Source organism: Mixta sp. Marseille-Q2659 (assembly GCF_940807255.1).
Taxonomy (GTDB): domain Bacteria; phylum Pseudomonadota; class Gammaproteobacteria; order Enterobacterales; family Enterobacteriaceae; genus Mixta.
This window is the reverse complement of the sequence record NZ_CALNWY010000004.1, coordinates 1-11,865: the sequence shown is the minus strand read 5'-3', so window position 1 is coordinate 11,865 and position 11,865 is coordinate 1. Positions and strand designations below refer to the sequence as shown.

Annotated in this window: 10 protein-coding genes, 1 tRNA gene and 1 other RNA gene; 6 read left to right on the top strand and 6 right to left on the bottom strand. The window is 56.7% G+C overall.

What is annotated here, in order from left to right:
- The first annotated feature begins 83 nt into the window (after window positions 1–83).
- Window positions 84–836 carry a 2,3-diphosphoglycerate-dependent phosphoglycerate mutase gene (gene gpmA / locus P3C52_RS04250; RefSeq protein WP_275553963.1) on the top strand — a complete coding sequence of 251 codons (753 nt, stop codon included), beginning with the start codon at window positions 84–86 and terminating at the stop codon, window positions 834–836.
- Between the two features lie 70 nt (window positions 837–906).
- Here gpmA and aroG read toward each other — a convergent pair whose 3' ends face one another.
- On the bottom strand, window positions 907–1,962 hold the full coding sequence (gene aroG, locus P3C52_RS04245; RefSeq protein WP_275553962.1) for a 3-deoxy-7-phosphoheptulonate synthase AroG: 1,056 nt from the start codon (window positions 1,960–1,962) through the stop codon (window positions 907–909).
- A gap of 292 nt (window positions 1,963–2,254) precedes the next feature.
- Between aroG and P3C52_RS04240 the strand changes: the two genes are divergently transcribed.
- From P3C52_RS04240 to zitB, 4 genes are all read left to right on the top strand, one after another.
- The gene (locus tag P3C52_RS04240; protein ID WP_275553961.1) at window positions 2,255–2,617 is read left to right on the top strand and encodes a YbgS-like family protein; all 363 of its coding nucleotides are present in this window, start codon (window positions 2,255–2,257) and stop codon (window positions 2,615–2,617) included.
- A gap of 164 nt (window positions 2,618–2,781) precedes the next feature.
- On the top strand, window positions 2,782–3,369 hold the full coding sequence (locus tag P3C52_RS04235; RefSeq protein ID WP_275553960.1) for a response regulator transcription factor: 588 nt from the start codon (window positions 2,782–2,784) through the stop codon (window positions 3,367–3,369).
- The gene (locus tag P3C52_RS04230; protein WP_275553959.1) at window positions 3,351–6,494 is read left to right on the top strand and encodes a transporter substrate-binding domain-containing protein; all 3,144 of its coding nucleotides are present in this window, start codon (window positions 3,351–3,353) and stop codon (window positions 6,492–6,494) included. The genes P3C52_RS04235 and P3C52_RS04230 overlap by 19 nt, the downstream gene beginning before the upstream one ends.
- Window positions 6,463–7,401, top strand: coding sequence for a CDF family zinc transporter ZitB (gene zitB, locus P3C52_RS04225; RefSeq protein ID WP_275553958.1), 939 nt, complete (start codon window positions 6,463–6,465; stop codon window positions 7,399–7,401). Before P3C52_RS04230 ends, zitB begins: the two co-directional genes overlap by 32 nt.
- On the opposite strand, the gene pnuC is transcribed toward zitB, so the two are convergent.
- From pnuC to P3C52_RS04210, 3 genes are all read right to left on the bottom strand, one after another.
- Complete coding sequence (gene pnuC / locus P3C52_RS04220) at window positions 7,398–8,114, bottom strand: nicotinamide riboside transporter PnuC (RefSeq protein ID WP_275553957.1); 717 nt, start codon at window positions 8,112–8,114, stop codon at window positions 7,398–7,400. The two genes, zitB and pnuC, sit on opposite strands and share 4 nt — an antisense overlap.
- A 23-nt stretch (window positions 8,115–8,137) precedes the next feature.
- Window positions 8,138–9,196: a quinolinate synthase NadA gene (gene nadA, locus P3C52_RS04215; RefSeq protein WP_275553956.1), complete on the bottom strand. Its 1,059-nt coding sequence runs from the start codon at window positions 9,194–9,196 to the stop codon at window positions 8,138–8,140.
- A gap of 161 nt (window positions 9,197–9,357) precedes the next feature.
- Entirely contained in the window at window positions 9,358–9,849 is a 492-nt protein-coding gene (locus tag P3C52_RS04210; RefSeq protein ID WP_275553955.1) for a methylated-DNA--[protein]-cysteine S-methyltransferase, read from the bottom strand.
- Between the two features lie 168 nt (window positions 9,850–10,017).
- On the opposite strand from P3C52_RS04210, the gene P3C52_RS04205 reads away from it, so the two are divergent.
- The gene (locus tag P3C52_RS04205) at window positions 10,018–11,478 is read left to right on the top strand and encodes an AlkA N-terminal domain-containing protein (RefSeq protein ID WP_275553954.1); all 1,461 of its coding nucleotides are present in this window, start codon (window positions 10,018–10,020) and stop codon (window positions 11,476–11,478) included.
- Window positions 11,479–11,584: 106 nt separating this feature from the next.
- Here P3C52_RS04205 and P3C52_RS04200 read toward each other — a convergent pair.
- Both P3C52_RS04200 and P3C52_RS04195 read right to left on the bottom strand, forming a co-directional pair.
- A non-coding RNA gene (locus tag P3C52_RS04200) (RtT sRNA) lies at window positions 11,585–11,709 on the bottom strand.
- Between the two features lie 29 nt (window positions 11,710–11,738).
- Window positions 11,739–11,814, bottom strand: a tRNA-Lys gene (locus P3C52_RS04195).
- Between the last annotated feature and the right edge of the window lie 51 nt (window positions 11,815–11,865).

The window sequence follows — 11,865 nt, the reverse complement described above, 5'->3', positions numbered from 1 at the left end:
TGGTAGGGCACTATCAATTGCCGTGCCGCGCGCGACGGCAATATAATGCTTTCATTATCATACGAGCGTTAAGGAGTTAAGCTATGGCTGTAACTAAGCTGGTTCTGGTGCGCCACGGCGAAAGCCAGTGGAACAACGAAAACCGCTTTACCGGATGGTACGATGTTGATCTTTCCGATAAGGGCCGCGGAGAAGCGAAAGCAGCAGGTCAGCTGCTGAAAAAAGAAGGTTTTACCTTTGATTTCGCTTACACCTCCGTACTGAAGCGCGCAATTCACACCCTGTGGAACATTCTCGACGAACTGGATCAGGCCTGGCTGCCGGTTGAAAAATCCTGGCGTCTGAACGAACGTCACTACGGTGCGTTGCAGGGTCTGAACAAAGCTGAAACCGCTGAAAAATATGGCGACGATCAGGTGAAACAGTGGCGTCGCGGCTTCGCGGTGACGCCGCCGGAGCTGGATCGCAGCGACGAGCGTTTCCCTGGCCACGATCCGCGCTATGCGAAACTGACCGCTGAGCAGCTGCCGACCACTGAAAGCCTGGCGCTGACCATCGAACGCGTAATTCCTTACTGGAATGAATCCATTCTGCCGCGCCTGAAAAGCGGTGAGAAAGTGATCATCGCCGCGCACGGTAACTCTCTGCGCGCGCTGGTGAAATACCTGGACGATATGAGCGAAGAAGAGATCCTCGAACTCAACATCCCGACCGGCGTACCGCTGGTTTATGAGTTCGATGAAAACTTCAAGCCCATCAAACACTACTATCTGGGCGACGCTGACGAAATCGCAGCGAAAGCCGCAGCGGTAGCGAACCAGGGCAAAGCGAAGTAATTCGTTCTGCATAAAAAACCCGCCGATCGGCGGGTTTTTTTATTGGCGCTTATGCGCTGCTTAGCGGGTTTTAAACGCCCCGGCGCGCTTTTACCGCTGCCGCCAGCTGCTGCAACACCTTCTCGGTATCTTCCCAGCCGATGCAGGCATCCGTCACGCTTTTGCCGTAAACCAGCGGCTCGCCGCTTTCGAGGCTTTGATTGCCTTCAACCAGATGGCTTTCAATCATCACGCCGATAATGCTCTGTCCGCCGCCGCTAATCTGCTGCGCCACATCGTCAGCCACCACCATTTGACGCTGGAACTGCTTGCTGCTGTTCGCATGGCTGAAATCGATCATCACCTGCGCCGGCAGGCCCGCTTTCTCCAGCCCCGCTTTCACCGCGCTAACATGCTGCGCGCTGTAATTCGGCTCTTTGCCGCCGCGCAGAATAATATGACAGTCGCTATTGCCGCTGGTTTCCACAATCGCGGAATGGCCATATTTGGTGACCGACAGGAAGCAGTGCGGCGAACCGGCGGCGTTAATGGCGTCGATCGCCACTTTGATGGTGCCGTCGGTGCCGTTTTTGAAGCCCACCGGACAGGAAAGCCCGGAAGCCAGCTCACGATGCACCTGAGATTCGGTAGTACGCGCGCCGATGGCGCCCCAGCTCATCAAATCCGCCAGATATTGCGGCGTAATCATATCCAGGAACTCGCCTGCAGCAGGCAGACCGGTATCGTTGATCTCCAGCAGCAGCTTACGGGCGATGCGCAAACCGTCATTAATCTGGAAGCTGCCGTCCATCATCGGATCGTTAATCAGCCCTTTCCAGCCCACCGTCGTACGCGGTTTTTCAAAATAGACGCGCATGACGATTTCTAATTCGCCGCTCAGGGATTCGCGCAGCGTCAGCAGGCGCGACGCATACTCTTTCGCCGCGTCAACGTCGTGAATAGAACAGGGGCCGATAATCACCAGCAGGCGGTCATCTTCATTTTTAAGAATTTTGTGGATCGCCAGGCGGGAAGCGGCGACGGTCGCGGCCGCTTTTTCCGTGGCCGGGAATTTTTCTAATAACGCAACCGGCGGTAAAAGTTCTTTTATCTCTTTGATTCTTAAATCATCATTCTGGTAATTCATAAGCTATCCATTCATTATTTTGCCCGGTGTGTAACGGGCACAAGCTGCCCAATTTATCCCGTGAATACCCTGCTGTAAATCGCCTTTGCGCCAGCACGGCAGCCAGGTGATTTGCGTTTCTTTGGTTCCTTACTACACTTTTAACCGTTAGTTCTTAAAAATTTATTATTTTCATCAGATGTTTTCGTCAGACGTTGTCTGGGCGATATATTGTTTCGCCTGCATGAAAAGATGATTTAAAAGTTCTATCAGGTTTCGTCAGCAACTATCAATAATTAACGGGAGCATAATTATGAATAAGTTTGCAATTGCAGTCCTGACAGCAGCAATGACGCTTGGCAGCGGCGCCGCACTGGCGGCGACGGGAAATAACGGCACAGCCAATCAGGCAGCGGACGCGGGCGCAGTGGCTCCAGGCGCCAAAGAGAATCTGCCGCCAAATAATGTAGATAACAGCAAAATTAATAACTCCGGTCTTAATCAAACCGGTTCGGGCAGCAGCACGCCGACTGCAGGCAGCAATGGCATGTCTGCCGATGAAATGGATCAAAATGCGCAGTGTAAAGACGGCAAATGTCCTAACGTGAATGAAAAAGTTCAGACACAGCAGGGCGGCGGCGATGTTGACCGTAAAACCGACGGCACGACGCAGTAACAGGTTTGCCCTGTTGAAAATAAAGAGAGCTGCGGCTCTCTTTATTTTTGTCCGGTAAATAACGTCACGCTTTTGTTTTAATGATATTTCCCATCCGGCCGTGCCGATTGCTTCTGGTAAAGTATCCGCTATTCTGACGTTCTGATAATTAAAGAAGCATAGCTATGGCGCATCTGTTACTGATTGACGACCACCCGCTGGTGCAGGTTGCACTTAGCGCAGCCCTGACCACCGCGCCCATTCCCCTCAGCCTTGCCGCCGTTGACAGTGAAGCAGCCGCCTTTCAGGCTCTGCAGCAACAGCTTCCGCAGCTGGTCATTCTTGATATAAGCCTGCCAGACAGCAATGGCATTGAACTGCTCAAGCGGTTAAAACGCCGTTTTCCGACGGTATCGGTTTTAATTTACTCCGCGCAAAGCGAACGGCTTTATATGCAGCTGGCGCAGGCGGCAGGTGCCGCCGGTTATGTGGTGAAAAGCCAGAGTATGCCGCAGCTGTTAAGCGCTATTCTGGCGGTGTTAGGCGGCCAGACCGCCTTCCCTGCCGATCTTGCCAGCAGCGAAGCGCCGCTGTTAACCAGCAAAGAACAGCAGATTCTGTCGTTGCTGGCTCAGGGTTTTTCTAACCTGCAGATCGCCCACCAGCTGCATATCAGCAATAAAACCGTCAGCACCCACAAAAAGAATATTCTGGAGAAAACCGGAGCCAGCTCGGTGCTGGATCTGGCCGCCCTATGGAAAGCTCAGCAATAGTTCGCCTGCTGCTGCTGGCGCTGCTGATATGCACGCCCGCCTCTGCCGCCTGGCGCCCGGTCAGCAGCATGCCGTTGCCGCAGGAATTAATGATGCCGAGCGGCACCACGCTGCCCTGGCGTAAAACGCTGCGCGTGGGCGTCCTTCAGGCCAGCAGCGCGCCCTGGAATATGTTTGTCGGCAAGGATTTATATGGCATCAACGCTGATTATCTGATTGCGCTAAGCAATCTGACCGGCGCAACCTTTACCGTCTCCAGTTATCCCGACGGTGCAGCGCTGTTGAAGGCGCTGCGTCAGGGCAAGGAAGATCTCGCTTTTGGCGTGCCGCGACAAAAGCACGCCGACGATCTTTACGCCACGCACGCCTGGTTTACCACGCCCTTGCGCATCTACCGCAGCCGTCAAAACCAGCGCCCGGTGATGTTCAATTCGCAGAACGCGCGCATTGCCGTTAGCGCCAGTACGCTGCAGCAGGTCGATCCGCAATTTGTCCGCCAGCACCGTTGGCAAACCTACAGCAGCGATTTGCAGGCACTTTATACGCTGTTTAACCAGCAAAATGATTATGTGGTGGCGGACGAAACCAGCGCCGGATTCCTGCTCGGCCAGTTACAGCAAGGGCAGATTTACCAGATCGCCTCATCGCTGAAGCCAGGCGAGCTGAGTCTGTATGCCATTACGCCGCAGGCTGCGCTGCGCGATGCGCTTAATCAGGCAATCCGTCAGCTTCCGCTGGAGGTGATTAACGGTATTCAGGGACGCTGGAGTATGTCGCTGCCGCGTTACTCCGATACCAATACGCTGCAGCTGACGACGATGGAAAAGAGCTGGCTGCAACAGCATCCGCAGGTGGTTTACAGCGCGCTGGCAGATAACTATCCCTGGAGCTACCGCGACGCGAACGGCGAGGCGCGCGGCTATAGCGTCGATTTACTGAATGCCGTGGGGCAAAGTACCGGGCTGCGCTTTATGCCGCTGTGGGTCAACAATCCGCAGCAGGCGCGGGAGCGGGTCGCCTCAGGTCAGGCGCTGATTGAACTGGTGCAGCCGCTCTCTGGCAACAGCGAGCTGGAAAGCAGCACATTGCCGGTCTGGCGTGCGCTGTGGGGCGTTTATGTCGGCTCGCTATCGCCGGATATCACCCACTGGCGCGATTTGCAGGGGAAACGCATCGGTATTCGCCGCGGCGATTTAGCGCAGCAGCTGATTCCTGATGGGCTTCAGGTGCAGGCTTTTGACGACGGCCCAGGGCTCTATAACGCGCTGGCTAACGGGCAGCTGGATGCCGTTGTGGATAATGTTCTCTCGGCGCGCTGGCTTATTCAGAGCCGTTACGGCGGCGCCGTGCGCTTCGCCTTTGCCGCCAGCGATACCGCCTGGCCTATTGCCATGGGCGTTAACGCGCAACAGCCGCTGCTACGGGCTATTCTCGATAAAGGGCTGCAACAGATCCCGCCCGATACCCAGCAGCGAATGCGCGAAGCCTGGAGCAATGAAAACCAGCCCGGCGGCGCCGAGCGCGGCGCGATGCGTTCCGTTTCGCTGGCGCTGTTTATTGCCGCGCTGGCGGCGATTGCGCTGCTGCTGACGTTACTGATCCGACGCTGGCGGCAACAGCGCCAGGAAGCGCGTCAGCGCCGAAAGATAGAACAGGAGCGCGAAGCGGCGCAGCGCGCGAATCAGATGAAAAGCCAGTTTCTGGCCAGCGTCAGCCATGAACTCCGCACGCCAATGCAGGCGATTCTCGGCCTGCTGGAGCTGGAAATGGCCCGTCAGCCGCAGGCTCAGAGCCTGACGCTGATCCACAGCAGCGCCACCTCGCTGATGAGCTTGCTGAATGATTTGCAGGATCATTCGCGCATTGAAAATAACACCTTTAGCCTGCAACCTGCGCCGCTGAGCCTGCAGCAGTGGCTGGACGATTTGGCTAACTTCTGGTCACCGCTGATGCGGCCAGACGGCCCGCAGTTTAGCGTCGCGGCCCTGACGCCGCTTCCCCGCAGCGTGCTGCTTGACGGTGGTCGTCTGCAACAGATCGCCACCAATTTAATCAGTAACGCGGTGAAGTTTACCGCGCACGGCGCGATTACCCTGACGCTGGCCGTCAGGGATACGCAGCTGACGCTCTGCGTTACCGACAGCGGCAGCGGTATTCCGCTGGAGGAGCAGGAGCGATTGTTCGAACCCTGGTACCAAACACCTTCTGGTCGTGCCCGTTCGGTACAGGGTAGCGGGCTTGGTCTGTCAATTTGCCGTGAAATAGCGCGGCGCATGGGCGGAGAGATTACGCTCCGTTCTGCGCCCGGCACAGGCACCACGGTTACCTTAACGCTGCCGTTGACCTTAGCGCCTGAGATGCCGTCAGCGGCGCCGACGTCTGCCAATGCCGATCCTTCGCTGCGGCAGCTGAATATCGCCGTCGTTGACGATCATCCGACCAATTTGCTGGTTATTCAGCAGCAATTGCACTGGCTGGGCGCTGAAGTTGAGGTTTTCGCTGATGGCCGCGCGCTGTTGCGGGCAACAGAAAAGCGCCGCTTCGACATCGTTTTTATCGACTACAATATGCCGCGTCCTGATGGCCCGACGGTGGCGCGCATTTTACGACGGCGCGAGCGCCATACAGCACAACACACGCGGCTGATCTATTGCAGCGCCGATGCGCAACTGGCGCAGCACCCGGAGGCCTGGCGCGATGCCGATGAGATAATGATCAAGCCGGTCAGCCTGAACGCTCTGCGCGCAGCGCTGAGCAACCGGCCCCCAACAGATGCGCTGGCGGGCCTGGAGCAGCAGCTCTGGCAACTTGCCAACCAGGATCGCGCCTTCTTACCCGCCGTTATCGCCACGCTGCGCCAGACGCTGCAGGAAGACAGCGACGCCATCCGGCTGGCGCTGGAGCAACAGGACTGGGAAACGCTGGCGAAGCGCGCCCATCGTATGAAAGGCAGCTGGTTGCTGGCCAACATCAGCGAAGGCGAGCAGCGTTGTCAGCAACTGGTCGAACAGGCGCAGGCACATCTCGACTGCCGGGAAAGCGTTAATTTACTGTTATTATTAACAAGCAATTTATTAACCAGGCTGGAAACCTATGACGCATCAACATTCGCATTCCGAACATGACGGCAATCTTTCACGATTGCGCGCCGCTTTCATTGTTACCGCGCTGTTTATGCTGGCTGAAGTGGCAGGCGGCCTGTTTTCCGGCTCGCTGGCGCTGCTGGCCGATGCCGGACATATGTTGACCGATACCGCAGCGCTGCTAATGGCGCTGCTGGCGGTTCAGTTTGCCAGGCGTAAGCCAAATGCCAGCCATACGTTCGGCTGGCTACGCCTGACGACGCTGGCCGCGTTTGTGAATGCCATGGCGCTGCTGGTGATAACCGTGCTGATTGTCTGGGAAGCCGTGCGTCGCTTCTGGCAGCCACAGCCGGTGGCGAGCGGCATTATGCTGGGCATCGCCATCGCTGGTCTGCTGGCGAATCTGCTCTCTTTCTGGCTGCTGCATCGCGGCAGCGGTGAAAGCAATATGAACGTGCGGGCGGCCGCGCTGCATGTGCTGGGGGATTTACTGGGATCGGTAGGTGCCATCGTCGCCGCGCTGATCATTATGTTTACCGGTTGGACGCCCATCGATCCTATTCTGTCGATAGTGGTGTCCGCGCTGGTATTGCGCAGCGCCTGGACGTTGATGAGAGAGAGCCTGCATGAGCTGTTGGAGGGCGCGCCCGCTTCTATTGATGCCGAGAAGCTAAAGCGTGATTTAACGCTGAATATACCGGAAGTGCGTAATGTCCATCATGTGCATCTGTGGCAGGTTGGTGAAAAACCGGTGGTGACATTACATGTGCATGTGATCCCGCCCTACGATCATGATGCCCTTTTACAGCGTATTCACCACTATCTGCACCAGCGCTATCAGATCGATCACGCGACCGTGCAGATGGAATATCAGGCCTGCGCCGGAGAGGATTGCGGTCTGACGTTGGGCGCGACTTCGCACGCCCATCACCACCACCATCATCACTAAGGATTTAACGGGCGCGTGCCGTGCTGGCGCGCGCTCTTGATCCACAGCCAGCTGCCGTTAAGCGCGATCAGCGTCAAAATCAGATACTCCAGCGCCATTGCATACACGCCCTGACGGGCGAATATCCAGACGCTAATCACATCAATGATCACCCACAGCAGCCAGTTTTCTACATATTTGCGCGTCATCAGGATCATCGCCACCACCGACAGTACCATCATGGTGGAATCCCAGAACGGGAAGGCGTCAGGCTGCAGCTCCGGCATCGCCACCTTCAGCCCCAGCGCCTGCATCAGCATGACCGCCAGCTCGGTAAGAAACGCGAAAACCGGATCGATCCATATTGTCATCAATGCGATAGCCGCCACGCTGCCCGCTCCCCAGGCTATCGCTTTGCCACGCGGCAGCCAGCGGATTTGCAGCGCCACGCCATTGTCATTCTGTCGGCTCCAGGCGTACCAGCCGTAAAGATTGGCGGCAAAAAAGAAGAGCTGAAGCAGCAGGCTGGCGTAGAGCTGGATCTGGAAAAAGATAATGGCGAACAGCGTAACGTTGATCAGCCCGAACAGATAATTGCTGATTTTTTCGCGGCTGGCCAGCCAGATACAAAGCAGGCCCGCCAGCGTACCGACGGCTTCAATCCATGAGAGATCGTAGCCGCCTTTGCCCAGCGGGATGTGAACCAAAATATTCTGCGTGCTGAAAAATTCCATACTGCCACCCCGGTTTATGCCGTTCAGGCATTCCCTTTGACGTTAAGTTTAAGATCCGCAGCAAACGACAGCATACGATTGAGCGGCAGCAGTGCGCGCTCGCGCAGCGCGGCATCCACATGAATTTCATGCGCAGCCCCGCCCTGCTCCAGCCCTTCAGCAATCGCCTGCAGGCCATTCATCGCCATCCACGGACAGTGCGCGCAGCTGCGACAGGTTGCCCCCTCGCCTGCGGTCGGCGCCTCAAGCAGGACTTTTTCCGGCACCGCCTGCTGCATCTTATAGAAAATGCCGCGATCGGTGGCAACAATCATTTGCGGGTGCGGTAAGGTTTTCGCCGCCTGGATCAGCTGGCTGGTGGAACCGACCGCATCCGCCAGATCGACAATCGCCTGCGGCGACTCCGGGTGAACCAGTACCGCCGCCTGCGGATAAAGCCCTTTCATCTGCTGCAGCGCCTGGGTTTTAAACTCATCATGTACGATACAGGCGCCCTGCCAGCACAGCACGTCGGCCCCGGTTTGCTGCTGCACGTAGCGGCCAAGATGACGATCCGGTGCCCAGAGAATTTTTTCGCCCAGGCTGTCGAGATGTTCAATCAGCTCAACGGCAATGCTGGACGTCACTACCCAGTCGGCGCGCGCTTTTACTGCCGCCGAGGTATTGGCATAAACCACCACGGTACGGTCGGGATGGCAATCACAGAAGGCGTTGAACTCGTCAATCGGGCAGCCAAGATCCAGCGAGCATTCCGCCTGCAGAGTCGGCATCAGAATCGTTTTTTCCGGGCTGAGAATTTTCGCCGTTTCTCCCATAAAACGCACGCCCGCCACCAGCAGGGTTGAGGCGGGATGCGCGCTGCCAAAGCGCGCCATTTCCAGCGAGTCCGCCACGCAGCCGCCCGTCTCTTCCGCCAGCGCCTGAATTTCCGGATCGGTGTAATAGTGCGCTACCAGCACTGCATTACGCTCACGCAGCAGCTGTTTGATCTTTTCACGGTAAGCGCTTTTTTCTTCGGCGTTTAAACGGGCAGGCTTGGGCGGGAAAGGATAGAAATTATCGAACTCAGGCAACAGGCTCATTACAGCGTTCTCGTTTTATCAACTTAACTTATTCAGCATTTATACCGCTTTATAACGGTATAAAACCCACATCGGTTTTGTATGCTAAACAAGATAAAGGAAAACGCGACGGCTGTCGCCCATTTTACGCGGCGCGTTGCTAACCGCTCCGCACCGGCGCTTTACAGACTCAGCAAATCAGGCTTTTCAACGGCTAACAGAAAGGCTTTCGCCTCCAGCCCTCCCGCAAAGCCGGTCAGCTTACCGTTGGAACCAATCACCCGATGGCAGGGCGCGATAATCGAAATGGGATTTCTGCCGTTCGCGGCGCCGACGGCTCTGACCGCGCCGGGATGACCAATTTCGCGCGCGATCTCTGCATAGCTGCGCGTTTCGCCATAGGGAATCGCGGTGAGCGCCAGCCAGACCTTTTTCTGAAATTCGGTGCCGCTAAAATCGAGCGGTACGGTAAATTCCCGCAGCTCGCCGGCGAAATAGGCGTTAAGCTGCCGTTCTGTTTCCAGTAATAAAGGATGCTGCGGATCTTCCTCTACCGGCGTCAGTCGAATACGTCTTAATTCATTCGGCCACAGTACCGCTGCCAGTCCGCGTTCGCTGGCGAACAGCGTCAGCTCGCCGACCGGCGATACCATTTTTTTGCTGTAATAGCCCATTTCCTCTCTCCTCGATACTCCGCTCAGTCTGCTCATTATCACGCATTTTATGCTGCTTTCCGGCTGTTTTCGGTCAGCAGAATAAAAAAACCGCATGTCCGAAAACGGCGAGTTTTATACTCGGTCAGAACCTAAAATAAAGTTAACTATCCGCCGTGGAGCAAAAAGATGATTAACGATGATACCGCTTACCAGGCGCTTACCTCCAAAGATACGCGCTTCGACGGCCTGTTTTTTGTTGGCGTCACCTCCACCGGCATTTATTGCCGTCCGGTTTGTCCGGTCAAGGCGCCGCGACGGGAAAACTGTCTGTTTTTTGCCAGCGCGGAAGCCGCGGAGAAAGCCGCTTTCCGTCCCTGTTTACGTTGTCGCCCTGAGCTGGCGCCGGGCAATGCGCCGGTGGATAGCGCGCATCGCATTACTGATTTGCTGTTGCAGCGTATCGATGAAGGGATGATTGATGAAGTCAGCAGCCTGGAGGAAGTCGCCGCCTGGTTTAATCTGAGCCTGCGGCAGCTGCGACGCATTGTACAGCAGGAACTGGGTGTCTCTCCGCTGGAGTTGAAACAAACCCGGCGCCTGCTGCTGGCGAAACAGCTGCTGACCGAAACCCGCCTGCCGATTACTGAGATCGCTTTCGCCAGCGGCTTTAGCAGCCTGCGACGCTTTAATGATGTATTTAACGCGCGCTATCGTATGCCGCCGGGTCGTCTGCGCAAAGAAGCCGCGGCCGGAGAAAAGGAGATTGGCCAACTGGATGCTTCCACGCTGCTGCTGGGCTATCGCCCGCCTTATAACTGGCAAACCATTCTCGATTTCCTGCGACTGCGTGCGCTAAAAAATGTGGAATGGGTCGATGGTGACAGCTATACGCGCACGGTGCAGCTGGGACGTTATCGTGGCTGGATTCGGGTTACACATGCAGCGGCGAAGAATGCACTGCAGGTGACGTTTTCCCATACGTTGACCGGCGCGCTGCCTCTGCTGCTGCGCCGCCTGCGTAACTTATTCGATCTCAATGCGCATCCGCAGGCTATTGACGAATGTTTGCGTCAGGATCCGCTGCTCACCGCAAGTATCGAACGCGATCCGGGACTGCGCGTGCCAGGCGCCTTTGACGGCTTTGAGATGACGGTGCGCGCCGTGCTGGGTCAGCAGATTACGGTAAAAGCGGCCACGACGCTGGGCGGACGTTTTGTCGGCGCTTTTGGCGAGGAGATTACCACCCCTTTCCCTGAGTTGACCCGGCTGGCACCGCAGCCGCAGCGGATCGCCGAAGCAACTATTGATGAGATTGCCAGCCTGGGCATTGTGAGCGCGCGGGCACGCTGTATCCTGGCGCTGGCCGCCGCCTGCACGAGCGGCGAGTTGCAGCTGGATAGCTGTACGCAGCCTGAGGAGATGATGCAGAAGCTTAAACAGCTGCCGGGCATCGGTGACTGGACGGCGTCTTATATCGCGATGCGCGCGCTGCGCTGGCCGAATGCGTTTCCCGCAGGCGATGTGATTATACGTCAGAATCTGGGCAGGGTTAGCGCTAAGCAGGCGGAGGCACGTTCGTTGGTCTGGCAGCCGTGGCGCAGTTATGCGGTGATGCATATCTGGAAGAATCTAACGCCGCCAAAATGATAAAGCGTTGGCAAGGTCTCGCATACGCTCGACCCGAACCTGCTACAGGTTCTCATCCTGCCGATTTTGCATAGCAAAAAGGCGCCTTTAGGGCGCCTTTCTACACTGGTGGGTCGTGCAGGATGACTCGGCTTCGCCTCGCCCTTCGGGCCGTTGCCGCTGGCAACGTTGTCTCGCGATGCTTGACCCGAAACTGCTACAGGTTCTCATCCTGCCGATTTTGCATAGCAAAAAGGCGCCTTTAGGGCGCCTTTCTACACTGGTGGGTCGTGCAGGATTCGAACCTGCGACCAATTGATTAAAAGTCAACTGCTCTACCAACTGAGCTAACGACCCGATGGTGGGTGATGACGGGCTCGAACCGCCGACCCCCTCCTTGTAAGGGAG

Excerpts from the sequence above, each read along its gene's own strand:
- gpmA (WP_275553963.1), top strand. The coding sequence starts at position 84 with ATGGCTGTAACTAAGCTGGTTCTGGTGCGCCACGGCGAAAGCCAGTGG.
- aroG (WP_275553962.1), bottom strand. The coding sequence starts at position 1,962 with ATGAATTACCAGAATGATGATTTAAGAATCAAAGAGATAAAAGAACTT.
- P3C52_RS04240 (WP_275553961.1), top strand. The coding sequence starts at position 2,255 with ATGAATAAGTTTGCAATTGCAGTCCTGACAGCAGCAATGACGCTTGGC.
- P3C52_RS04235 (WP_275553960.1), top strand. The coding sequence starts at position 2,782 with ATGGCGCATCTGTTACTGATTGACGACCACCCGCTGGTGCAGGTTGCA.
- P3C52_RS04230 (WP_275553959.1), top strand. The coding sequence starts at position 3,351 with ATGGAAAGCTCAGCAATAGTTCGCCTGCTGCTGCTGGCGCTGCTGATA.
- zitB (WP_275553958.1), top strand. The coding sequence starts at position 6,463 with ATGACGCATCAACATTCGCATTCCGAACATGACGGCAATCTTTCACGA.
- pnuC (WP_275553957.1), bottom strand. The coding sequence starts at position 8,114 with ATGGAATTTTTCAGCACGCAGAATATTTTGGTTCACATCCCGCTGGGC.
- nadA (WP_275553956.1), bottom strand. The coding sequence starts at position 9,196 with ATGAGCCTGTTGCCTGAGTTCGATAATTTCTATCCTTTCCCGCCCAAG.
- P3C52_RS04210 (WP_275553955.1), bottom strand. The coding sequence starts at position 9,849 with ATGGGCTATTACAGCAAAAAAATGGTATCGCCGGTCGGCGAGCTGACG.
- P3C52_RS04205 (WP_275553954.1), top strand. The coding sequence starts at position 10,018 with ATGATTAACGATGATACCGCTTACCAGGCGCTTACCTCCAAAGATACG.